The organism is Parabacteroides sp. KHUB-01, from assembly GCF_056640935.1.
The window spans coordinates 3766055-3789912 of sequence record NZ_CM153256.1 but is presented as its reverse complement, the minus strand read 5'-3'; the positions used below and the strand labels follow the sequence as shown (position 1 = coordinate 3789912).

At 40.9% G+C, this 23858-nt stretch carries 19 protein-coding genes; 4 read left to right on the top strand and 15 right to left on the bottom strand.

What is annotated here, in order from left to right:
* Nucleotides 1-49 precede the first annotated feature (49 nt).
* The 3 genes from ACYIAR_RS15960 to ACYIAR_RS15950 form a co-directional block, all read right to left on the bottom strand.
* Nucleotides 50-1534, bottom strand: coding sequence for a UxaA family hydrolase (locus tag ACYIAR_RS15960; protein WP_480331102.1), 1485 nt, complete (start codon nt 1532-1534; stop codon nt 50-52).
* Nucleotides 1535-1865: 331 nt separating this feature from the next.
* The gene (locus tag ACYIAR_RS15955) at nt 1866-3314 is read right to left on the bottom strand and encodes a tagaturonate reductase (protein WP_480331100.1); all 1449 of its coding nucleotides are present in this window, start codon (nt 3312-3314) and stop codon (nt 1866-1868) included.
* Between the two features lie 50 nt (nt 3315-3364).
* Entirely contained in the window at nt 3365-4534 is a 1170-nt protein-coding gene (locus tag ACYIAR_RS15950; RefSeq protein WP_480331098.1) for a DUF418 domain-containing protein, read from the bottom strand.
* 136 nt (nt 4535-4670) lie between these two features.
* Between ACYIAR_RS15950 and ACYIAR_RS15945 the strand changes: the two genes are divergently transcribed.
* Nucleotides 4671-5981, top strand: coding sequence for an anaerobic C4-dicarboxylate transporter family protein (locus ACYIAR_RS15945; RefSeq protein ID WP_480331097.1), 1311 nt, complete (start codon nt 4671-4673; stop codon nt 5979-5981).
* A gap of 101 nt (nt 5982-6082) precedes the next feature.
* Here the strand turns inward: ACYIAR_RS15945 and ACYIAR_RS15940 are convergent, their stop codons facing one another.
* From ACYIAR_RS15940 to ACYIAR_RS15920, 5 genes are all read right to left on the bottom strand, one after another.
* On the bottom strand, nt 6083-6409 hold the full coding sequence (locus ACYIAR_RS15940) for an acyl-CoA carboxylase biotin carboxyl carrier protein subunit (RefSeq protein ID WP_480331095.1): 327 nt from the start codon (nt 6407-6409) through the stop codon (nt 6083-6085).
* A gap of 13 nt (nt 6410-6422) precedes the next feature.
* Nucleotides 6423-7970 (bottom strand): acyl-CoA carboxylase subunit beta, encoded by a 1548-nt coding sequence (locus ACYIAR_RS15935; RefSeq protein WP_480331093.1) that lies wholly within the window; start codon nt 7968-7970, stop codon nt 6423-6425.
* Between the two features lie 9 nt (nt 7971-7979).
* Nucleotides 7980-8537: a peptide deformylase gene (gene def, locus ACYIAR_RS15930; protein ID WP_480331090.1), complete on the bottom strand. Its 558-nt coding sequence runs from the start codon at nt 8535-8537 to the stop codon at nt 7980-7982.
* Nucleotides 8538-8544: 7 nt separating this feature from the next.
* Nucleotides 8545-8967: a Holliday junction resolvase RuvX gene (gene ruvX / locus ACYIAR_RS15925; protein WP_480331088.1), complete on the bottom strand. Its 423-nt coding sequence runs from the start codon at nt 8965-8967 to the stop codon at nt 8545-8547.
* Nucleotides 8968-9044: 77 nt separating this feature from the next.
* Complete coding sequence (locus ACYIAR_RS15920) at nt 9045-10442, bottom strand: undecaprenyl-phosphate glucose phosphotransferase (RefSeq protein WP_480331087.1); 1398 nt, start codon at nt 10440-10442, stop codon at nt 9045-9047.
* Nucleotides 10443-10737: 295 nt separating this feature from the next.
* Between ACYIAR_RS15920 and ACYIAR_RS15915 the strand changes: the two genes are divergently transcribed.
* From ACYIAR_RS15915 to ACYIAR_RS15905, 3 genes are all read left to right on the top strand, one after another.
* Nucleotides 10738-11964 (top strand): site-specific integrase, encoded by a 1227-nt coding sequence (locus tag ACYIAR_RS15915; RefSeq protein ID WP_279091257.1) that lies wholly within the window; start codon nt 10738-10740, stop codon nt 11962-11964.
* Nucleotides 11965-11966: 2 nt separating this feature from the next.
* Nucleotides 11967-12335 (top strand): virulence RhuM family protein, encoded by a 369-nt coding sequence (locus ACYIAR_RS15910; RefSeq protein WP_279091253.1) that lies wholly within the window; start codon nt 11967-11969, stop codon nt 12333-12335.
* Nucleotides 12336-12430: 95 nt separating this feature from the next.
* Complete coding sequence (locus ACYIAR_RS15905; protein WP_279091251.1) at nt 12431-13690, top strand: ATP-binding protein; 1260 nt, start codon at nt 12431-12433, stop codon at nt 13688-13690.
* Between the two features lie 91 nt (nt 13691-13781).
* On the opposite strand, the gene ACYIAR_RS15900 is transcribed toward ACYIAR_RS15905, so the two are convergent.
* From ACYIAR_RS15900 to ACYIAR_RS15870, 7 genes are all read right to left on the bottom strand, one after another.
* On the bottom strand, nt 13782-14513 hold the full coding sequence (locus ACYIAR_RS15900) for a DUF6261 family protein (protein WP_480331084.1): 732 nt from the start codon (nt 14511-14513) through the stop codon (nt 13782-13784).
* Nucleotides 14514-14793: 280 nt separating this feature from the next.
* Nucleotides 14794-16992: a hypothetical protein gene (locus tag ACYIAR_RS15895; protein ID WP_480331082.1), complete on the bottom strand. Its 2199-nt coding sequence runs from the start codon at nt 16990-16992 to the stop codon at nt 14794-14796.
* 263 nt (nt 16993-17255) lie between these two features.
* Nucleotides 17256-18116: a DUF6562 domain-containing protein gene (locus tag ACYIAR_RS15890; RefSeq protein WP_279101817.1), complete on the bottom strand. Its 861-nt coding sequence runs from the start codon at nt 18114-18116 to the stop codon at nt 17256-17258.
* A gap of 12 nt (nt 18117-18128) precedes the next feature.
* A complete protein-coding gene (locus ACYIAR_RS15885; RefSeq protein WP_480331080.1) occupies nt 18129-19190 on the bottom strand; it encodes a DUF6562 domain-containing protein in 1062 nt (353 codons plus the stop codon).
* Complete coding sequence (locus tag ACYIAR_RS15880) at nt 19187-20455, bottom strand: DUF3575 domain-containing protein (protein WP_480331078.1); 1269 nt, start codon at nt 20453-20455, stop codon at nt 19187-19189. The genes ACYIAR_RS15885 and ACYIAR_RS15880 overlap by 4 nt, the downstream gene beginning before the upstream one ends.
* Nucleotides 20456-20765: 310 nt before the next feature.
* Nucleotides 20766-22319 carry a hypothetical protein gene (locus ACYIAR_RS15875; RefSeq protein WP_480331076.1) on the bottom strand — a complete coding sequence of 518 codons (1554 nt, stop codon included), beginning with the start codon at nt 22317-22319 and terminating at the stop codon, nt 20766-20768.
* 326 nt (nt 22320-22645) lie between these two features.
* A complete protein-coding gene (locus ACYIAR_RS15870; RefSeq protein ID WP_480331074.1) occupies nt 22646-23854 on the bottom strand; it encodes a site-specific integrase in 1209 nt (402 codons plus the stop codon).
* Between the last annotated feature and the right edge of the window lie 4 nt (nt 23855-23858).

Genomic DNA, 23858 nt, shown 5'->3' with positions numbered 1-23858 from the left:
AAAACTTGTTTTTGACTTTACTCTTCCGAGCCGCATCGAATCAAAAGCCCTACAAAGTCACACCTGTTTTAAATATGGCAATTCCTCTGTAATCATTCTTCTCGTTCAAGACTTTCTCACCTGAAGCCACCGACACCAGCATATCAATGAAATCATTTAACAGCTCATCCATAGAAACTCCCTCAACCAACACACCGGCATTGAAATCTATCCATTGCCTTTTCTTATTATACAAATCAGAATTTGTAGACACTTTTACAGTAGGCACAAATGTTCCGAAAGGTGTTCCACGACCGGTTGTAAACAGAACTATATGACATCCTGCAGCAGCCAATGCCGTACTTGCCACCAAATCATTTCCGGGAGCCGACAGCAAATTAAGTCCTTTTTCACAAAGCGTTTCGCCATATTCCAAAACATCGCAAACTGCCGATGAGCCAGATTTCTGAGTACATCCCAATGATTTTTCCTCAAGTGTTGAAATGCCTCCAGCTTTGTTTCCGGGAGAAGGATTTTCATATATCGGTTGCTTATTGGCAATGAAATATGACTTAAAATTATTAATCAAAGCAACTGTCTTGTTGAATACTTCGCGGGAAACGCAGCGATTCATCAATATTGTTTCGGCGCCAAACATCTCCGGCACTTCGGTAAGAACAGTTGTTCCGCCACAAGAAACCAGATAATCCGAAAACATGCCTAGCAAAGGATTTGCAGTTATGCCTGAGAATCCGTCCGAACCTCCACATTTAAGACCAATCCGCAATTCCGACAATGGAATCGAAGTCCTTGCATCTTTACGCATAATTGCATACATTTCCCTGAGCATTTCCATTCCACGCTGCTCTTCATCATCTTCCTCCTGGCACACAAGAAAACGAATTCTGGAACTATCATAATCTCCCAATATTTCCTTGAACACCGAAGGCTGATTGTTTTCACAACCAAGTCCGACAACCAACACAGCCCCGGCATTCGGATGCTTAACCAAGTTTCGTAATATATTGCGAGTATTCTCATGGTCATCACCCAATTGCGAGCATCCATAGTTATGCGTATATGCAACTATTGCATCTATTCCTTCACACTTTGTTTCCTCACGCATTGCAGACGCCAAACGTTCGGCAACACCGTTCACACAGCCGACTGTCGGCACAATCCACATTTCATTGCGTATTCCAACACTGCCATTTGAACGTCTGAAGCCATTGAAGGTGCGATTACACTCATTTTTTTCAATCTCAGCAATACAAGGTTTATACTCATATTCCGACAAACCGGAAAGAGAAGTATGAAGATTACGTTCATTTACAAGGCAACCTTCTTTTACTCCCTCAGTCATGTTTCCTATGCTGAATCCATATTTTATCACCTCACTTCCGGCAGACAAATCGGTCAGTGCCACTTTATGTCCACGAGGGATTTCTTCCGCAACACAAACACTACGGCCATTCACCTGAAGTATATCTCCGGGATTGAGATTCTCAAGTGCAACTGCCACATTATCCAAAGGATTGATTTGTATGTATTTCATATAATTATCTGATATCTATTTGTTGAAGTTTCGCTACCTCATCTTTTCCAAGTCGAGAAACTGTAAAAACAGTTTTCAATATACTTTGATTATGGCAAAGAATAATACATTTACAAGCACACAACATAACTATCTCTAAATATGAACATTACATTTTCAGCCCATTTTTTGCGGTTGGAAAACTTTTTTCATCTAGATGAAATTTTTTTCCATCTGCAAAAAAATGTTTTTTCATATACATGAAAATAATTTTTCAGCCGACAGAAATTTGCCATCATACTATACTAATAAATGTTCATGTATAAATTGAACTAGCGAAACTTCAAGAACTTTATCTTGATGCAAACATTGTAGCCAATACTTTCTCCATACCTTCGTTCTGAATTATGTCGATATATCCGGCAAGAGACTCAGTCAATCCCGGAATAGTATTCAAATCCTCGCCCCAAATACTTTCAGCACCCAAAACAGACATTGCCACTGCTGATGCGTTGTCTGCCTGCCATGCTTTTTCCAATAAAGAAAGAACTTCTGGAGAATCATTCGGAACAGCAGTTACACCATCATTACGTGTGTAACCATTATAATATACAATAATTGCTGCCAGACCAATAATCAGACATTCCGGCAATTTTCCTTTTCTTTGCAGATACGTTTTCAGTCCGGGAAGATCACGGGTAGAGTATTTTGAGAAAGAATTAAGCATTATGGATGTAACCTGATGATCAACAAACGGATTGTTGAATCTCTCGAGAACCTGACTGGCAAAAATTCGCAACTCGCTTTCCGGAAGATTCAATGTAGGCATCAATTCTTCAAACATAACTTTATGAATAAATTTGCCTATCAACGGATGATTACATGCATCCCTTACAATATCAACACCACATAGGAACGAAACAGGAGCCAGCACTGTATGCGGACCGTTGAGCAGAGTCACCTTACGTTCATGATAAGGTTCTTCCGATGGAACGAAGAGCACATTAAGTCCAGCCTTATTTGCAGGAAATTCTTCTGCCACTTCTTGAGGAGCTTCGATTACCCACAAATGGAAATGCTCGCCCTGCACAACCATATTGTCGTCATATTGCAAATATTCTTTTATATTGTCGATATCCTTGCGTGGAAATCCCGGAACGATTCTGTCCACCAATGTTGAGCAAACCATACAAGATTTCTCAAACCATTTACGGAAATCATCGCCTAATTCCCACAAATCAATATATTTCAAGATAACTTCACGCAATTTCCTTCCATTCAGAAATATAAGCTCGCAAGGCAGAATTATCAATCCTTTTGATTCATCTCCGGAAAAGAAATTATATCTCCGCCATAGCAACTGGAGCAGTTTTGCAGGATAAGACGAAGCCGGAGCGTCATCCAAACGGCATGAAGGATCAAAAGCAATTCCGGCTTCAGTAGTATTTGATATAACAAAGCGGATTTCAGACTGCTCTGCCAATTTCAGGAATTCATTATATTCCGAATATGGATTCAGTGCTCGGCTTATAACATCTATCAGCCGATATGAATTTATTTCCTTTCCATTTTCTATGCCTTGAAGATTTACGTGATAAAGGCAATCCTGAGCATTAAGTTTGTCAATCATTCCATGCTCAATTGGCTGGACCACAACAACACTTCCATTGAAATCCGTTTTTTCGTTCATATAAGAAATAATCCAGTCCACAAAAGCACGAAGAAAGTTTCCTTCACCAAACTGAATCACACGTTCCGGACGAACCGTAGTCTGCACATTTTCTTTACATAGTTTTTTCATACACACTTTTTTATAATGAGGTTTACAAATATATCTGTTACAGATAAATGTTATTTATCTGCACCTAAATAAGTAAGTTTCTTCCATAAATATTCAAGCGGACCTTGCTTATGCGAAGCAAGCCACTTCCTGCTATAATACAATTGAAACATAAATATAAATATAGCGATTATAAAGCATGCTGTTGCCCCTGTATATTTATATAAACCAAATCCGAAACCATAGAAGATAGTTGTTCCAATTATTGACTGAACAATATAATTTGTCAGACTCATCTTTCCATAAGGAATAAAAATCCTCATAAACTTTGTTCCATCACCTTTCTTATACCAGATTTGAGTAAAAATACCGACGAGAACAACCATAAACAGGAAATTCATAATTGATGGTAGAGCAATCTCCAAAAGAACGCTCATAGATTTATCGTTTCCAATCCATGATGGATAAAGATTTTTGACAAAATATAACGGGATAAATAATAATATTGCTACACGAACCAGTTTGTTCCAGTAAGAAATGCTCTGTTCTGAACGCAGGAACAAACCCAAGCGTCCGGCAACAAGTCCATAGAGAAACAAACCACCAATCTGGCATATACGTCCGTTTTCTATCTGCCACAGGTTTCCATACAACTGTCCGTAAGTTATGTTTGAACATACAATCTCAAAGAAATTACCATTCTCCATCACAGGCTTAGCCTTTGCTGCAAATTCCATCCAATGCTGTCCGTATTCGAAGAAAGGAATATCAAAAGCTGCCAATATCAACCTCAACCATTCTACAGGCTGGATAATCAGAACAGTTGCAACTATTGCTATCGTTTTAGTTGAGAAGCGGCACATTGCAACAAGCAAAAGACCGATTATAGAATATAACAATAAAATATCTCCGTTATAGAAAAGGGAATGTAGTTGAGAAAATAGAACAAGCATCAACATTCTCCAAGCAAAACGTGCGCGGAAATCAACTCCTCGCCTCTCAGCATTTCCCAATTGTATGAAAAAACTAAATCCAAATAGAAGTGAGAATGTAGAAAATGCCTTGCCTGCCAACAAAAACCATGTTGCTGTCCAAACACCTTTATCCAAAATATTAAGCCAATCAGGCATTCCCTGAGGTATATAATATAAATTATAATGTTCCAGGCAATGTATAATAACAATAGCACACAATGCTGCACCACGCAAAGCATCAACAACTTCTATTCTTCCGGTATTCATATATATTATATTTATAATTTTATACGTTAACAAACAGCTTTTGATTCACAAAAATAGCATAAACTCCTTAAACAACACAATAAATGTCGTATCTTTGCAAACTCAACAACTAAACATAAACATTAAGAAACTAAAAATGCTTATTCAGTTACTATTTGTACTTATCGCCATCGTAATTGGAGCCCGTCTCGGCGGTATTGGCTTGGGAGTTTTAGGCGGAGCCGGATTGGCAGTTCTAACTTTTGGATTTGGTCTTGCACCAACAGCACCGCCAATTGATGTAATGCTCATGATTGTAGCCGTAATCTCTGCTGCCGGATGTATGCAAGCTGCCGGAGGATTGGATTTAATGGTTAAATGGGCTGAAAAACTTCTTAGGAAAAATCCTCAGCAAATTACAATTCTTAGTCCGCTTGTGACTTACCTATTCACATTCATAGCGGGAACAGGCCATGTTGCATATTCAGTACTTCCTGTAATTGCAGAAGTAGCAACAGAAACAAAAATCAGACCTGAGCGTCCGCTAGGCATTGCAGTTATCGCATCTCAGCAGGCAATAACAGCAAGTCCTATTTCTGCAGCTACAGTTGCTTTGTTAAGTATGCTTTCCGGGTATAATATCAGCTTGATGGATATCCTTATGATTTCTGTTCCTTGCACATTGTTAGGTGTAATCGCCGGCGCTTTATATTCTTTAAAAGTCGGTAAGGAATTGGTTGACGACCCTGAATATAAACGTCGACTCGAAGAAGGGGAATTCAATAATCAGCATTATACAACAAAAGATGTTCAAAGCCAAAGTAAAGCAGCTCTAGCAGTGGCTATTTTCCTTGCGGCAACAATAGGTATCGTTTTGTTCGGTTCAATTGAATCGCTTCGTCCAACATTTGAAACAGCGAAAGGTCCTGTTACAATGGAAATGTCACATATAATTGAAGTGCTTATGCTCACAGCCGCAACACTCATACTACTTGTAACTAAAACAGATGGAATAAAAGCTGCTCAAGGTTCAGTATTCTCTGCTGGTATGCAGGCTGTAGTTGCTATTTTCGGTATTGCATGGATGGGCGACACTTTCATTAATGGTAATATGACTGAACTGAAAGGTTCAATTGAACAAATTGTAACTGAAATGCCTTGGCTTTTTGGTCTTGCATTATTTGTAATGTCAATACTTCTATTCAGTCAGGCTGCAACAATCAGAGCAATGCTTCCTTTGGGGATAAGCCTTGGTATTTCTCCATATTTGTTGATTGCTCTTTTCCCGGCAGTAAACGGATATTTCTTCATTCCAAATTATCCGACAGTAGTTGCTGCAATCAATTTTGACAGAACAGGAACTACAAGAATAGGTAAATACATACTGAACCATTCATTTATGATGCCTGGAATTATTGCAACAGGAGTTTCTGTTATACTTGGCTTCCTGTTTATCCAGTTTTTATAATTCATAATAAGGGATAAGTTTTATACAAAACATATAAAAACAAAAGCCCGCAGATTCTAATGAATCTGCGGGCTTTCTTATTATTTATCCTAAGTAAATCATTATTTAGGTAAAACTCTAATCATAAGATGATCTTTTGGTATTTGCTCACCTTCAACGACGTTTACTTTCTCAATTACACCGGAAACGGGAGAAACAACTCTGTTCAACATCTTCATTGCTTGATGTATCAAAAGCAACTGACCAGCTTCAACAGTGTCACCTTCCTTCACCTCAATAGTAACAATAGTTCCAGGTAAATGGGATACAACATCGCCTATTAACGGTTTCTTCCATACCGGGCGATTCTTATACTTTTCAGTCAAAGTTGTTTTATACTTACGCGCAGTAACAACAAAATCAACTAATTCTTTTTTTCCATTTTCCATAATAATCTATATTTTAGAATGGAGGTAAACCATGTTTTTTGGCAGGACGGAACTCTTCTTTCAATACAGAAAGTTTAAGAGCGTGCAGCAATAATGCTCTAGTTTCTTTCGGTTCAATTACTGAATCAATGAAACCACGAGATGCAGCAACATAAGGATTTGCAAATTTCTCGATATATTCTTTCACCTTTTCCTGACGCATAGCTTCCTGATCCTCAGCTGCCATAATTTCTTTACGGAAAATAATGTTAGCAGCTCCTTCCGGTCCCATAACTGCGATTTCAGCGCTAGGCCATGCAAACATAAAGTCTGCACCAAGGTGACGAGAGTTCATAGCGATATAACCACCGCCGTATGCTTTTCTAAGGATAACTGTAATCTTAGGAACAGTTGCTTCTGAATAAGCATAAAGAACTTTCGCTCCGTGACGAATAACGCCCGCATGTTCCTGGTCAACACCAGGCAAATATCCCGGCATATCTTCCAATGTAATAATAGGAATATTGAAAGAATCACAGAATCGAATAAAACGAGCTGCTTTATCAGCGCTGTCACAATCCAAAACTCCTGCCAAAACCATAGGCTGGTTAGCAACAAAACCTACTGTTTCGCCACCCATTCTACCAAATCCGATAACAATATTGGCAGCCCACAATTCCTGAACTTCCAAGAATTCAGAATCATCAACGATGCATTTGATAACGTCTCTTACATCATATGGCTGTTTTGGATCTGAAGGAACTATTTCCTCGATATTCATAGTTGTAGCAGGCTCTTTTGGTTCAACAGCCTTAGCCTTATGCATATTATTCCATGGAATAAAGCTTACAAGCTGTTTTACCTGCTCAAAACATTCCTGCTCACTCTTTGCATAAAAATGTGCATTACCGGTAATTTCAGCATGAACACGAGCTCCACCCAAATCTTCCATTGAGATATCTTCGCCCAATACTGTCTTGATAACATTAGGACCAGTAATAAACATCTTTGAAATATTCTCAACAACAAAAACGAAGTCTGTCAATGCAGGAGAATAAACAGCACCACCGGCACAAGGACCAAGAATCAAAGATATCTGAGGTATCACACCTGAAGCGATTGTATTTCTATAGAATATTTCGCCATAACCAGCCAAAGCTCCAACACCTTCCTGGATACGAGCTCCACCAGAATCGTTTATACCGATAATAGGACACTTCATTTTCAAAGCATGGTCCATAATTTTGGTAATCTTACGCGCATGCTGTAATCCTAGAGAACCACCTGCAACAGTAAAATCCTGTGCATAAATACATACTGGAGCTCCAAAGATTGTACCAGTACCAGTTACAACACCGTCACCAGGCAAATCTTTCTTCTCCATTCCAAAGTCACGTCCGTCATGTTTAACGAACATATCATATTCATGGAATGAATTTTTGTCCAACAATGATAATATACGATCACGTGCAGTAAGTTTACCCATGGCTATCTGTTTTTCGATAGCAGCATCACCTCCGCCTTTTTCAACAACGGCTTTCTTTTCCCTGAGAGCCTGAATGTTTTTGCTTAAATCTGTCATAATTCTAAATTACTTACCTACAGCTTTTGCTCTATAAGAACAACGAACTGCACCTTTTATAATATTATTCAACTTGCTCTTATTCAACTGACGACGAATTGCAGAAACATTATCAATAAAGACATGTCCACCTAAATGTTCGCACTCATGCTGGACAACTCTTGCAGCAAAGTTTTCAAACACTTCATCATGTTCTACCCAGTTTTCATCGAAATATTTCACTCTTATTCTTACTGAACGCGAAACTTTTTCATGAATTCCAGGCAAACTTAAACATCCTTCTTCCATTGCAACTGTTTCCTCACTTTTCTCCAAGAACACAGGATTAATCATTGTTTTCTTAAATCCTTTGCATTCAGGATAATCATCTCCTATTACGTCAGCATCAATCACCAATAATCTCAAAGACAAACCAACCTGAGGAGCAGCCAATCCTACACCATCAGCATTATACATAGTTTCATACATATTGGCAACCAATTGCTTTAATTCAGGATAATCCTTCTGAACTTCTTCAGCCTCTTTTCTCAAAACAGGCTGTCCATATAAATATACTGGTAAAATCATATCTATACTAAAATTTGAATTTCTTACTTTCCAAGTATTCCTGCAGAATTATGACCGCACTTATTTCATCAACTAATGCCTTGTCCTGACGTTTCTTTTTCTTAAGTCCACCTTCAAGCATAGCTTTATGTGCCAATACTGAAGTGAAACGTTCATCATAATATTCTACTGGAATTTCAGGTATAACTCTCTTTAGGTGAGTAACAAAAGCCTCCACATACTTCATATTCTCTGAAGGCTCGTTGTTCATTTGTTTAGGTAAGCCAACGACAAACACATCTACTGGCTCTTTTTTGACATATTCTGACAAAAAGTTTACAACCTCTCCACTAGGCAAAGTTGTAAGACCATTTGCAATCATTTGCAATGTATCACTTGCTGCCAAACCTGTTCGTTTTCTACCGTAGTCTATTGAAATTATTCGTCCCATCGGCACAAAGATATAAAAAAAGGCATAAACTACACACATTATCAAGAAGTGTGCAAAAACATTATATTATTTTAAACTCAATATGCATTCTTTTCACCTCTCAGCATATTCAATAAAGTAACAACTATAATCTTCAAATCAAGGAAGAAAGTCCAATTCTCAATATACCAAACATCACGTTTGACACGTCCTTCCATCTGCTCTAATGTTTTAGTTTCACCTCTATAGCCTGTAACCTGAGCCCAACCAGTTATACCCGGCTTAACCAAATGACGGATCATATATTTGTCAATCAGTGCAGAGTATTCCTCTGTATGTTTAAGCATATGTGGACGTGGACCTACAACAGACATATCACCCAACAAAACATTAACAAATTGAGGAAATTCATCCAAGTTCGTTTTTCTTAAGAAACTTCCTATCTTAGTTTTTCTTGGGTCATCCTTAACGGCTTGCATTGTATCAGCCTCGGCATTAACCTTCATAGTTCTGAATTTGTAACACTCAAAATCTCTGCCGTAAAGTCCAGTTCTTTTCTGTTTAAACAAAATCGGTCCCGGAGAACTTAATTTAATAAGAGTTCCTACTATTATATATAATATAGGAAAAACAGTAAGTAGAATAGCTAAAGAGAACACAATATCGAAACTTCTCTTTAAGGCTCTATTATAGACAGCCTGCAACGGTTCACGTCTAACAGTTAGTAATGGTACAGATTCCATTACTTCCATAACAAGACTTTTCTTTAAGTTTCTATAAAATTCCGGAACAATGAAAAATCTAATCATGTGCTTTTCTGAGAAATTAAGTAAACGCACTATTTTCTCATCATTTGTTCCAGGCAATGTACAATATATTTCATCTATGTCATGAGCCAATGCAAACTCCTCAACATCAGAAGTAGTACCTAAAAGATTAGGTAAAGTTTTTTTCAATTCAGGATTATCATCAAAGAAACCTAATATATTAAAACCATATGACAAATCATCCTTCATCACACGGTATAAATCCATTCCATTCTTTCCTGCTCCAACAATTATGACTTTCTTAAAATTGTAACCTTTTCGTCTATACCATTTTAATATTACACGTACAAAAACTCTCCACAAAGATAAAATAAAAGCTATTGACACATAATATACCAAAATAAAACTAGCCAAAACACTTCCAACATTAAGAAACATCAGACATGTTGCAAACAAGAAAATTAAAATGGTAACCAATGTAACAGCTCTCTGAACTATCTTATCTATAAACACGACTGATTTATGTAATTGTATCGGAACAAAATACAAAGAAAGAAAATAAGAAAAGTTCAATAACAAAATCACTTCCCTAAGGTTATGATATATAAAATCCAAACTCCTACCACCTAAGATATTACATGTTAAAATAAACACAAAGTTTAGGATAATCATATCACCCACCCCAATAAGCCAGCGTATTAAATAGCCATACTTGTTATTCGTCTCCATTATTTGTGATTTTAAATTTCACAAATATATGCTTTATCTCTGGGAAAATCTAACGAATGAGGGGAAATAATGATGGCAGCACTGGTGTTCAATGACTTATGAGGACTTATACTGAAAGCTTCACCGAAGTAAAAGTGCAAGGAAATGAAAGGTAATGAGGGCGGACAGTTTTCAAATCATTACCCGATAACGAGGTAAGGTTATAGGTCGTTGGAGTTTATTTCTACTCTCTGCTACATTCTGCATAACAGTGTACAACTCGCTGATAACTAATTTTGTAACCAAAAATAATTGGATTATGCGAAGTACATTTAAGGTGCTGTTCTACGTGAACGGAAGCAAAGAGAAAAACGGTATTGTCCCCATTATGGGACGAGTTACAATCAATGGCTCGGTGGCTCAATTCAGCTGCAAACTGACCATTGTAAAAACAATGTGGGATGCCAAAGGCAATCGGGCAAAAGGTAAGAGCAAGGAGGCACGGGACATCAATTTGGCTTTGGATAACATCAAGGCTCAAATCATCAAGCATTATCAGCGCATCTCGGATAGAGAAGCCTATGTTACTGCCGAAATGGTACGCAATGCCTATCAGGGTATAGGAACTGAGTATGAAACATTGCTCGGGGCGTTTGATAAAGACAACGAGAGTTTCAAGAAGCGTATCGGCATAGACCGTGCTGCAAGTTCCTATAAGGTGCGTGTAAGGTCACGAAATCATTTGGCTGCATTCATCAAGAAATGCTACAAGCGTAGTGATATTTCCATGCTTGAACTTACTCCCGACTTTATAAAGGAGTATGAAATCTATCTCTCTACTGATGCAGGACTACATAATGGCAGTGTATGGTCACATTGTATGTGGTTGAAGACAATTGTTTCTAAGGCTCATTATAATGGACTGACACCAAGAAATCCGTTTGCTCAGTATCGGGTGAATCAGAACATCAAGGAGCGACAATATCTTACAGAAGATGAAATCAAGGCTGTAATGACACACGAATTTGCGGATAAGAAGTTGGCTTATATCCGAGACTTGTTCGTGTTTGCAAGTTTTACAGCCTTGTCATTCGTGGATATAAAGGAACTGACCACCGATGATATTGTAGAGATTAACGGAGAGAAGTGGATTCTATCTAAGAGACATAAAACAAAGGTCAATTTCCAAGTGAAGTTGCTTGATATTCCGTTGCAGATAATCAAGCGTTACGAGAGATTCCAAGAGGAGAAATTGGTGTTCCCTAATCTTAACTATTGGAACATCTGTAAACCTCTGAAAAAGATGATAAAAGAGTGTGGAATTTCAAAGGATATTTCCTTCCACTGCACTCGCCATGGGTTCGCTACGCTTGCTCTGAGCAAGGGCGTTCCCATTGAGAGTGTGAGCCGAGTATTGGGGCATACGAATATTACCACGACACAGCGATATGCGAAGATTACCACCGAGAAAATAGACAAGGATTTGACGATGTTCGGCAACAGACTTAATCAATCGTTTAGTGAAATTTCAGTAGCAATGTAACTATGGAACGAGCAATTATAACAATCAGCGAAAATGGCAAGGTAAATATTCCAAGCGGTAATGTTTGGATGTCAGAAATGGAATTGGTGGAGTTGTTCGGGGTAATATCCCCGACACTCCGAGCCGCTATAAAAGCGATATACAAGAGTGGAACGCTTTGTCCTGTAAGCACCCAACGATGTGATTTAGCCACCCCTAAAGGTTGGGCTACATACTACAATCTTGAAGTGGTCATTACACTTGCATTTCGGTTGAATACCTATGAGGCGAGCAGAATAAGGCAAAAGGTGTTAGAGAGTTTATGCCAGCGAAAAGAAAGCGGAATCAGTTTGTATATTCCGACAGGACACATCAATCAATTTCGTAATTGAAGAAAAGATTTTATCTCGTAATACAACTTATATTCAATAGAAAGATGTATCTTTGCCTCCGAAAAACTGTCACACGTGACACAAATTCGTAGAAAATGATTATAGACAGAAAGACCTATATTGAAAAGCTCCAGCGGTCTAAGGGAAATGGACTTATCAAAATCATCACCGGATTGCGCCGTTCAGGAAAGTCGTTTCTACTGAAGAAACTGTTCCGCCAACATCTGCTTGATGACGGTGTAAATGAAGACCACATTCTTATCATTGACATGGAAAGTCGAAAGAACAAGGCATTCAAAGACCCGGACTACTTGTTGGATTGGGTAGAAAGCAAGATGTTGGACGATTCTACCTACTATATCATCATTGATGAGGTGCAGGAAGTAAACGATTTTGTAGAAGTGCTCTCCACGCTGTCCGTAACCGAGGGTACGGATGTGTATGTCACAGGCTCCAATTCCCGATTCCTTTCATCGGATGTCGTTACCGAATTTCGTGGGAGGGGCGATGAAATACATGTATGGCCGTTGTCGTTCAAGGAATTTATGTCCGTGTATGAGAGTAATAAAGAAGATGGTTGGGCTGAGTATCTGATGTATGGAGGACTTCCACAATTGCTCACACAGGATGGTGATGAAAAGAAAGCGGACTTCCTGCGTCGTCTGTACCGCACCGTGTATCTGCGTGATATTTACGAACGGAACAACATCGAACTGAAGCCTGAGTTTGAAGAGCTTTCCAAAACTATTGCTTCCAGTATAGGAGCACCGGTCAACGCTTCCAATATTGCTAATACATTCAAGTCCGTCAGCAAAGTGCAGGACATTTCCGACAAGACCGTATCTGCCTATATGGGATATATGCAGGATGCCTTCTTGATAGAGAAATCCGAAAGGTACGACATCAAGGGGCGCAAATACATCGGATCGCTGTATAAATGCTATTATCAGGATATAGGTCTTCGGAATGCCATCCTTTCGTTCCGCCAAAACGAGCCTACCCACTTAATGGAGAACGTGATTTATAACGAAATGCGTCAGCGTGGCTGGCTGGTGGATGTGGGCAACATCTATCATCGCATCCGCAATGCCGAAGGACAGCAGCAACGGGTCACGTTGGAGGTTGATTTTGTTTGTAATAAAGGCAGTGAACGCATTTATATCCAATCGGCTTGGCGTATGCCGGACGAGGAGAAAATGGAACAGGAAAAACGTTCGTTACAGTTGGTGGGAGATTCTTTCCGAAAGCTCCTGATTGTGGGTGAGCATACCAAGTCGTGGAGCGACGAAAGCGGTATTCAGACAATGAGCATCTACGATTTCCTGCTTGATACGGGCAGTACTGAGCGGATATAAAGGATAATCATTCAATGAGTGAGGGCGGCATCTTTATCAGTATGCCGCCCTCACTTGCAATTAGAATTATTCCGATACAAATCCCCTCGTCCTATTCCGCTGCCGTTTTCTCCTTCGCATTTTCAGCACGGGTCTTGCGAGCTTTCAGTTCTGCTTGCACATCGGCAATCATCACATTCATTTGGTTGATGAATGTTGCGTAATTGGTTTCACCGAAGGCAATGGCAAAGGCGTTGATGCTTGCCACGAACTGCTTGTAGGCAGCATCGGCTGCGGTACGGGTATCCTTCACCAAGCCCACCTGATAGTTGCTCTGCTCGGCGGTCTGACTGTCGCGTGCCGCTTGGAACTGTGCTACGGCGGTGGCAAGCCCTGCCAACCAGTCATCAAGCACGAGCACGGCGAGGGTTTCCCCGTCAAGGGCATTGAGTTCCTGCATCGAGTTCTGCAATGCTCCGTACTGCTGGTTGTAGGGGAGGGTTGTCAGCTTGCCGTACTTGTCGATAATGGCGAGCACGCCCTCGGCGGTGGTGCGTATGTTCTCCGTAGGGTGATAGGTGAGCGAACGCAGATAGAGTGTCAATCCCGTGTACAGACGGTCAACCACCTCATCGGCTGCTGCCACGGCTTCGGTCTGACTGTTTTTTGCAGCCTGTTTCAATGCTGCATCAAATGCTGTCAAGGCGGCCTTGTATGCATCCACCACTGGTTTGTCCACATCTTGTGAGAGCATTGCCACTGCAAGATTCACCACTCGTTTCTGATAGCCGAAATCCTCGTCATTGCGAAGTCGGCTGATGTCCAATGATTTGATTTGTACCATAATTCTGTTGTTTTTATTGGGTTAAACAATCGTTCCGCTTGTTGTGAAATCCCGAAAGTGTGTTCCTCGCCTTGTTCCGAGTATCGGAAGTTCCGAAAGGTAGAATCACTTGAAGAACTGGGTTTCGGAATGTTCCGAAGGGCTGTTCCTCCTCTCGTTCTTTGTTTCGGAATGTTCCGAAAGGCTGAATTGCAAGAGAAACTGGGTTTCGGGGATTGATTATAGAGATTCCGTGTCCTCCACAAATGAGGGACACGGAATGTTATGTATTAACGGAATTTTAATTTGCTGAAACAGTCCAAACTCCATTGTTCTCAGTTGCTGTGTAACCTGAAGCAACCCAAGCAGAAGGATCGAAACCAAATGAACCGCCAGTGATAATTACAGTACCTTCTCCCAAGATACCTGCAGTATAGCCGCTACGTGTTGAAGCCTCTCCAAAATTACCACCCTTTACATATACAGTAGTACCAGACTCTGCATAAATGTAAGCACGTTTTTGATTCTGAGTTTTGTTGAAATTAAAATTACCATCATTGATAGTGATAGTACTTCCCTCACCATTAGCATAGAACAAATAGCGACCTGATGTACTTGTGGTATTAATCTCCAATTTACCGCCATTGAATACAACATTTGCACCATTAACAGCACCTACACCACCACCGAGTGAGTAAATGTTTGCCTCATCAAATTGAACATATACACCATCTGCAACAAGACCATATGCACTGGCAGAACCTGCCTTAACCTCATTGTTGTTCATATCAAAAATGAGGTTGCGGTCAATACGAATCTGATTGTTGCTATAATCAATTGCTACAGAAGCATCTATGTTAGACTCAGAGCCATTAAGCACAGCCTCTAAATCATTTGAATTTGATACTGATACAGCATTCGCAGGTAATACATAATATGTAGAACCAACTTTTTCAACCTTATAGTCTGTGGGAACCCAAGCCGAAGGATCGAACTTAAATGAACCACCAGTGATAATTACAGTACCGTTCCCCAAGATTCCTGTTGTATAACCATCTCGGGTAGAGGCCTTACCAAAGTTACCGCCCTTTACATAAACAGTTGTTCCTTCCTCTGCATAGATATATGCTCTCTTCTGATTCTGAGTTTTGTTGAAGTCAAAGTTACCACCATTGATAGTAGCAGTACTTCCCTCACCAACAAGATAGAATAAATATCTACCGCTCGTACTTGTTGTGTTAATATCAAGGTTGCCACCATTGAAAATAATATTTGCACCATTGGTAATTCCAATACCACCTCCGTTAGACTTAATATTGCCATCACCATTAATTGTTGTAGTTCCACTATTAACAATGATACCATAATTAGTAGCATTACCAGATGTAAATGTTACATTTTCATTGATATTAAGAGTAAAGTCTGCAGCAACTTGGAGGAATGGTCTATCTTCAGGCATTGTTACATCTTCAACTAAAGTAACTGTGCCTCCAAAACTTGCAGCAAATTCCAAATCCTGAATAGAACCACTTGTGTTAGGGAAAATATAATCACCGTCATATACAGGGTCGATAGTAATATTGAACTGAATATCACCAGTCAAAATCTTACCGAGGATATTTGTTCTCCAGTTACGCTGTACAGGAACAGTGTTCAACCCCTCCTTGAAGTCAATAGGGTTACCATTCTCAGGAGTAAATGTGTACTGAAGGCTCTGTAAAGTTGCCTTGCTTGCTCCATCGATTTCATCTGCTACCAAGATGTAGCTCATAGAAAGCCAGTTGTATTCTTCCTTTATACCATCACCGTCAGTATCTACGTATAATGGTTCATTTGGAATTGTGTTGAGAGCATAGTTCACATCTACAGTCTCTGTACCTACAGTACCGTCGAGCAGATTCAAAGAAGTTGCAGCATTCTTGATTACAACCGATGAATTTTCAATCTCAACACCTGATGCAACAGCTGCATCCCAGTCTTCCTTAGTCACACCCACATTGATTTGAGCGAAAGGACGCTTCATTTCTACATCAATAGAAGTAGAACCTGTTACTGTAAATTCTACAGTCTTGAAGAATGCATCACGAGTTTCATCATTGTTCACTTTGTTCTCATCGTTGGCATAGTTTACAGTAACTTGCATGTCATCAGATACTGTATAAGCCTTGCAATCTTCATCCTGTGCCCAGAATGCCACTTTGTAAGTCTGACCCTTAGCCAAAGTAATGCTTTCTGTGGTTGGGAATGTTACCTTTTTTTTACTTACCTTTTGAATGGTATTGATACGATTGCCGTACTTATCAAATACGGCATACATCAAAACATCGGCACTCTTACCGTCACTGATAGCACGGGTAGCGATACCACCTTCAAGACCCAGTGAGAAAGACACCTGAGCCTCATTTCCTGACTGAACTACATCCAGTTCGTCATTCGAACACGATGTTGCGAGCAACATACCTGCTGCTGCGAACACACCTAAGAATAATTTCTTGTTCATCTTTGAAAAATTTAATTGTTATACAAATAGTTATCTTGATTTTCTTGTTTCTTAATGTTTGCCACATCCCTTGTGAATGTCGCACTCATTGTCGAGGGCTGTTCTGCATAGGCAGAACCGAGTATTATCATCAATCTGTCGTTGCCTGCTGATGCAGGGTAAAGGTCTCGGAACTGTTCCTCACCTTTGCGATGTTAGCTTGTTTGTACTTTTCTGTTCGGCTTTTAACTTGTTGTTAGGGCTATACTTATATTGAAAATCTCTTATTCTGTTGATGTGAAATTTCCTGCAATATTGCTTCTTTGGTTCGCCTCTATCTCTACCTGTAGAAATTCTACCGTTTTGCTGTTATTGCCATCAGTCAAAGTCAGTTCGGCAGAAATATTTGTGGCTGTGGTCGGAGCAAATACATATCCCATAGCGAGGTAGTTATATTCCGTACCATCAGCCGAGAATGTTTCGGTTGTGGTCTCGTTGAAATTCCAAGTATAATTGGTTGCTCCACTTACTGATTTTGTGAATGGGTGGAATGTCTTGGGAGCATCACTTGCAGTAAACGTTGCTTGCATCGGTGTTCCTGTAGTACCCACATTGATTTGAGCCAATGGACGGACAAGTTCAACAGGGTAACTGCAATCCCCTGTAATGCTAATATCTTCCATCGTGGCAAAGAATGCATCTGCGGATTCAGCCTGGGCGAATGTTATTAGATTAGGCGAGGTATTCATTTCGATGGAGGTCAGATCATCTATATCGTAGATGTTCTGATTGTTATCATACGCCCAAAAGACAAAACTATATGTCTGTTCCTGAGCCAATGTTAGCTGCACATTAACCGAAGTGCCGTTTATCGGGAACGATTGGCGGTCTATTTCATAATAGTTCCAACTGCCACCGCTGTTGGTATGCACATCGGCAACACCCTTTTTGAATATGCCGACCACAAGGGTATTCACCTGCTCCGCCTTACCGAATGAACGGGTACGGGTGTCAGTTGGAAGTGTGGCTGTGAAACTCACCTGAACATCGCCCACATCGTGCAATTCATCCGAACAGGATTGTATGCCTATCATAGTTAAGGCAAGCATCGCCAATATCTGTATGTTATGTAGTAGATTCTTCATTATGTCTATCTGTTAGGGGAAAATAAGGTTATGGTCTCCGTCAAAGTCGGGATTGATGGTAACACCTCCCGAAGCCTCCGACATAAGGAACATACCCGTCATTATGGTATGGTGGCTACGCTTCAACGGAACTTCTATTGGCTCTGTCAAGGAGAGTTGCGTCCCCTCATTGTCATAGATACCTATCTGCACGGTTACAGCCGACTTCTTGCCGTTCACAAACACATAGTCAAATCCCATCGTTGCCTCCGATTCGGAGAGCTTTCTCAATGTGGATTCAAACATCACTCCCGTAGAGGAGTCCACAGGCTTGTCGGTATTCATACTGTAAGCATCGGGCATAAATCCTACATAGTAGAACACCACCTTGTAATCCTCGACGTTTACGGCTCTTGTCGGGGTATCATCTGTTGATGCAGCCTTGTTTCCGTTGGCTTTCGAAGCGACACGTACAGATTCCTTGTCGATAAACTCCACCACATCGTTTGTTACGAACTCAAATTTGGCAAGAGGACGCTGCATCGCAATATCCAATGTATCGGGCAAATGCTCCATAATATCCGCTACAAGGGAAATGTTGTTTGAGCCTCGGAAGGCATCCCGATAGTCATTATTACCCTTGTGGTCGCCTTGCAGTCTGATTTCCGCAAAGTTGTCGGTATTGTGGAAATGGCTGTCACCGCTTGTCTGCACCAAGTCCGACCATACCATCACATTGTAGTTGCCGGGCAAGAGGTCGAGCGTCACTTCGTGGTCATAACCCTCTGATATATCTTTCGTGAATACGAACTCCTGTGTATAGTCCGATGTGGTACGCATTTTCTCCGACACGGGATAGGTGCGGACAATGTAACGTATCTTGCCATAATCACGATGATTGTCGTATGTCTCGCCATATCCCTGCTCAATGACCGATGCCCCATCATACAGATGTTCCCATTCGGTCATATCCGTTTCATAATTGAGGCGAAGATGCATTTTTACAAACTCCGGCGTTTCAGGCCATTCGTGAACATCACAAGCCGAAAGAAGCAATATCGGCAGGCACATAATAAAGTATAGAATCTTTCTCATCGCTTGCCTCCTTTCTTCTTTAAGTCAAACGAATAGGAGAACGATACCGCTGCTTGGTCGATACCCCAGTAGGTCTTCTTGATGCTCTCTATCATCAGACCGTCTTTTGTGCGTGGGGTATTGTGAAACTTGTCGTAGTGATTTGAATATACTCCTGCTCCGAGAGAGAACTCCACCCTCCAACGGTTGTTTTTGCTGATGGGCAGACGATAACCGATGCTCACACCTCCACCGATGGCAGGTGTCTCACGGTTATGGTCTTGGTAGCGGTAATCGCCATCAAAAGCAAAATTGTAGTATGCCAGTCCGAAGTGTGCTCCTGCGAAGAAACCATCGTTGTTTTCCGACAGCCAATAGCGGAACTCGGGCTGCACGCTGAATGTTCTGAACTTGATGGTGGTCTTGAAATAGTCCCAAGCCGAATAATAGACGGGCAAAGTGAACGACCAGTGCTTTGCCAAGTCGATTTCCGCTGCGACATTGGCAATGCCCATTCCCAAGCCGATGGCGTTGGTCTTGACGTGCAGTTTGCGGCTCCATTCCTCCACTTCGGGAATAACCGTTTCTATAATAGCCGTTGTGTCGGATACCATTTCAACGGCTTCAACTATTGGCTCTACCTTAATGGTATCAGGTACGATTATAGGCTCTTGTATGGGTGGCAACTCTTTCTTGTAGGTTACGAATACCGCACAGGCATTTCGCATCTGCTCGAAGAAGAGTTTGTTCATCTGCTGCCATACCTTACCACCGTCCAATGCTCTCAATTTTACGACACGGTTATCGATATGCGTATTCGGGTGATGATAGTCCACCAATCGGGCTTCTTCCTCCAAGATGGCAATTACTTCATCCTTACGGATAAGTCCCGAATCCTCAATCTGCGATTTGAGATAATCCCACGGGATATAGCTGTCATTATAGGTAATAAGGCTGTCGGGAATGTCCACCTCACTGCGGATGAACTTTTCAAGTGCCGAGAGACGGCTTTGTGCCAACTTGCGGTTGAGTTGATAACTGCCTTCGGGAGAGGCTGCTCCGCAGAAGGATACTTCAATGATATTGATTGTACTGTCTTGTCGGATAGTTCGTAGGAACTCCACCATCTCCTGCATACGGACGGCATTGTCCGAATAGGCGGAGTCTATGACAGTACTGTTCACACGGAAGTCAATACAGATTTCCGTGTGTCTCTCTTGCGAATGCGCAATACCTACACTAAACAGCAAGAGAATCAGCGTTATACAATATTTCTTAATGCGCATAAATCAGAATAATAGGTCACTTCTCTTTGGAAGAGTGATTTATGCGACATACTGCTATTGATTACGAGTAGGTTATTTGAACAGTCACGACATAATTTGCTCAACAATCCACATTGCCACTAAACAAAATCTGAATCGAGCATAACATTTTTTAGTGTAAATTGGTGCTATTTGCCGAAAAATGTGTAATTTTGTGCCGGTAATCATTTCTCTTCCAAAGAGATAAGTTCTCTCTTCCAAAGAGACCTTTCATTCGCTCAACAATCTATTCTGCTCTGCACCTTCAACATCAGCCCTATTCTTTTGGCTCTTACGGCTTATTGTGTCTTGACTTTATAATTTCAGGAGTATATTTATAGAGATATTTGCGGAATGAATGTATGTTAAGTCCAAATCGTTCTGCAATATCTTTCATCGTATCGGTGCTATTTCTCATACATTCGATAGCAGCTGCATATTTATCTGCCGTCTTTTGTTTCCTAACTATCGGCTTGCGTTCCGTCTTACGATGAAGCAATTCAGGGTGCTTGCTCTTTATGTAAGTTCTGAAATATTCATTGTAGCCACACTCGTCCATCACGGCATGGATAGTGGCGTTCCCTGATTTCAACTTTTCTATCCCTTCAGCAAACATCTGTTCACTGGATGCAAGCAACGAATTATGCTTTTCGATGGCTTCGGGATAGTTACGGCGTATAAAACCGCCTACACTATTATAGGTAAGTCCCAACCGTTTGGCAATGGATTTCAAGGACTCGGAAGTGGTTGCATAGATGCGTAGCGCCTCCGCATACTTTTCTGCACTACGATTGGAAACGACCTTACCGTCAGATGTCCTTATCATTCCACGGGCTGTAACCAATTCGGGATGATGCTCCCTGAGATACATCCTGAATGTTTCGGGATTCAGTCCAAATTCCGCTGCGACCTTTGCCGTTGGCAAATCGGTATTCTGTAATCTTTCGATTGCATTGGCATATTTCTCAGCAGAAGATTTTTTATAACGTTTGGTTTGCTCCAATGCCATACCTTCGTCAAAGCCACGTCTAAGAACCATCAGCTCGGGATGCCAAGTTCTCAAGTGGTAGCGGAAGCCACCGAGAGTTACCCCAACAATACGTACTATATCCTTTACATCCTTCGATGTTGTACGATACAGGTCTATAGCTTTCTCATATTTTTCAAGAGTTTCACGGTCTGGCTCACAGACAGTCCAATTTCCGTTACGCATACCTCTGACCTTTTGACCTGTTGCACGGATACGTTTCTCCTCCCTATTACGGGTAATTTGTGGGTAATAGGCTAAGATGTGTTCTCGCAAACCCGTGTAGGATACATTACAAGCCTCTGCAACCTCTTCAATGGTTTTATCGGATGATTGCAACATCTCAATGGCAGTAGCATACTCTTCCTTGCTCCACTTGCGTGCTCCATATTGCAGATTGACGGTTATTCCTATCCGTCTGCGTTCCTGTTCTCTGCGTGGTACGATATCGGGGTAATGTCTGCGAAGTTGGCTTGCCAAAGAGGAACAATCTACGTTGAAGATACGTGCTATCTGGGATATATTGTATTCAATATACTCCATACTGTCGCAAGCGGCAATGGCATCCTTGTATTTGTAATGGGCGGCAGTAGTTTGACCTTTCTTTCCTCTAAGTTTGACATTCTTAAATTCTGTAAGATTATGTCGTTTGAGGATTAGGTCACGGTGATGAGTGGAGAGGTAAGAACTGAACGCGGAAAAGCCGACCCCGGTCTGCTCGCATATTTGTTTTATGGAAAGACCGGTCTCTACATAGAGGGTAATTGCATCGCTATACTTTTCTCTGGTTTCGTGTCTAATTCCTCGTTGCTCTTTCAATTTTTGGTTGCCAATTTTTATGCGTTACTTAATTGGGGTAGGCAATCGTCAGGTTTACAAGTCCTTAATTCCATATAAAGAAGCTAAAGAGTAAACCTCTCTTGATAAGAGCAATTCATATTGTAGGTCTATTCTATGAATGAGTCTATTAGCAGGTTGATACATTGGAATTTGCTCAACAATAGACCTGTGGAGCAAAACAAAATGAAAATCAACCTGCTTTTTTAATTCCTTTTTTGGTTCCGATTATATTATTCTTCGTAAATTTGCAACGGTAATCATTTCTCTTATCAAGAGATTTTCTCGTTCGCTCAACACTCCTTCACTCATAGAGATTTCAATATCATACTGTTCGCCTTGTCGATGGCTACGGTGTCTAATGATGCCAGATAGATACGTGTGGTGGCTTCCGAGTCGTGTCCCATACCCTCACTGATTACCGAGAGTGGTACATTTTTGCTTTTGGCGATGCTCGCCCAAGCGTGACGAGCAACATACAAGGTTAGTGAAACGGATAATCCCAACTCTTTACCGATGATTTTCAGACAACGGTTGATATTATGGGCTGCATAGATATATTGCTTGCGTTCATCTATATCACCGAAAGGTTTGATAATAGGCAAAAGGTAATTGGATTGCGAAGTATCGTACTTATCCACAATCTCCTGCATACACTTCTCCCATTTGATGAAGAGTTGCTGCCCCGTCTTGCGTCTGCGATAGGAAAGCACACCATTCTGCAAATCCTTTTTTCGCAGGTATGCCATATCCACGAATGACATACCTCGGGTATAGAAGCTCATAAGGAACATATCTCTGGCGAAGTCAAAGGACGGATTCATAGAGAAGTCCATCTCCTTGATTCGTTTGATGACTTTCAGAGGTACGGCTCGCTTGACAGTCTTATCCACTCCCGTATAGACGTGCTTGAATGGGAAGCGTTGTGAGGTAAGTCCCTTTTCTACGGCACGATTATATACTGCTCTGAGATTTCGCATATAGAATGATGAAGAGTTTGGACTCACTCCGTTATTCTTCAAATATGCTTCGTATGCCATCATCATATCGGAGTCCATATCATCCAACGGCACATCCTTGTCCTCTCGGAAGCGTCTGATACTGCATAGGGTCGCAGCATATGTTTCCGATGTACGGACTTTACCCAGTGCTTTCAGATTGGCAATAACGCCCTCCATAAATGGAAAGAGAAAATTTTCGGGGTTGTCCGATGCAAATTCCGCTATCACATCACCTGCGGTATAATCACAACCGCTATGCTCAAAATCAGCGATGACCTTTTGGAAATGCTTTACATCCATCCGGATTTTGTCGCCAATCTCCGATAGGTGGCGTTTTCTGTTTTCGTTGAACTTAGGTAACACCACTTCCGACAAGTGGCTGTTCCACTCATAGCCGTAGAGACGGTAGCCCGTCTTTTGCTGACGGGCTACACGATTATGGATTACTTGATAGAAAATTGAGCCTTGCCCGCCATCAACTGTTGATGGTCGGAACTTAATCTTTACTGTTGCCATATTA

Excerpts from the sequence above, each read along its gene's own strand:
- ruvX (WP_480331088.1), bottom strand. The coding sequence starts at position 8,967 with ATGGGACGAATAATTTCAATAGACTACGGTAGAAAACGAACAGGTTTG.
- ACYIAR_RS15940 (WP_480331095.1), bottom strand. The coding sequence starts at position 6,409 with ATGGAAAATGGAAAAAAAGAATTAGTTGATTTTGTTGTTACTGCGCGT.
- ACYIAR_RS15880 (WP_480331078.1), bottom strand. The coding sequence starts at position 20,455 with ATGCGCATTAAGAAATATTGTATAACGCTGATTCTCTTGCTGTTTAGT.
- def (WP_480331090.1), bottom strand. The coding sequence starts at position 8,537 with ATGATTTTACCAGTATATTTATATGGACAGCCTGTTTTGAGAAAAGAG.
- ACYIAR_RS15935 (WP_480331093.1), bottom strand. The coding sequence starts at position 7,970 with ATGACAGATTTAAGCAAAAACATTCAGGCTCTCAGGGAAAAGAAAGCC.
- ACYIAR_RS15945 (WP_480331097.1), top strand. The coding sequence starts at position 4,671 with ATGCTTATTCAGTTACTATTTGTACTTATCGCCATCGTAATTGGAGCC.
- ACYIAR_RS15870 (WP_480331074.1), bottom strand. The coding sequence starts at position 23,854 with ATGGCAACAGTAAAGATTAAGTTCCGACCATCAACAGTTGATGGCGGG.
- ACYIAR_RS15900 (WP_480331084.1), bottom strand. The coding sequence starts at position 14,513 with ATGGTACAAATCAAATCATTGGACATCAGCCGACTTCGCAATGACGAG.
- ACYIAR_RS15950 (WP_480331098.1), bottom strand. The coding sequence starts at position 4,534 with ATGAATACCGGAAGAATAGAAGTTGTTGATGCTTTGCGTGGTGCAGCA.
- ACYIAR_RS15920 (WP_480331087.1), bottom strand. The coding sequence starts at position 10,442 with ATGGAGACGAATAACAAGTATGGCTATTTAATACGCTGGCTTATTGGG.
- ACYIAR_RS15885 (WP_480331080.1), bottom strand. The coding sequence starts at position 19,190 with ATGAGAAAGATTCTATACTTTATTATGTGCCTGCCGATATTGCTTCTT.
- ACYIAR_RS15895 (WP_480331082.1), bottom strand. The coding sequence starts at position 16,992 with ATGAACAAGAAATTATTCTTAGGTGTGTTCGCAGCAGCAGGTATGTTG.
- ACYIAR_RS15910 (WP_279091253.1), top strand. The coding sequence starts at position 11,967 with ATGGAACGAGCAATTATAACAATCAGCGAAAATGGCAAGGTAAATATT.
- ACYIAR_RS15955 (WP_480331100.1), bottom strand. The coding sequence starts at position 3,314 with ATGAAAAAACTATGTAAAGAAAATGTGCAGACTACGGTTCGTCCGGAA.
- ACYIAR_RS15960 (WP_480331102.1), bottom strand. The coding sequence starts at position 1,534 with ATGAAATACATACAAATCAATCCTTTGGATAATGTGGCAGTTGCACTT.
- ACYIAR_RS15890 (WP_279101817.1), bottom strand. The coding sequence starts at position 18,116 with ATGAAGAATCTACTACATAACATACAGATATTGGCGATGCTTGCCTTA.
- ACYIAR_RS15905 (WP_279091251.1), top strand. The coding sequence starts at position 12,431 with ATGATTATAGACAGAAAGACCTATATTGAAAAGCTCCAGCGGTCTAAG.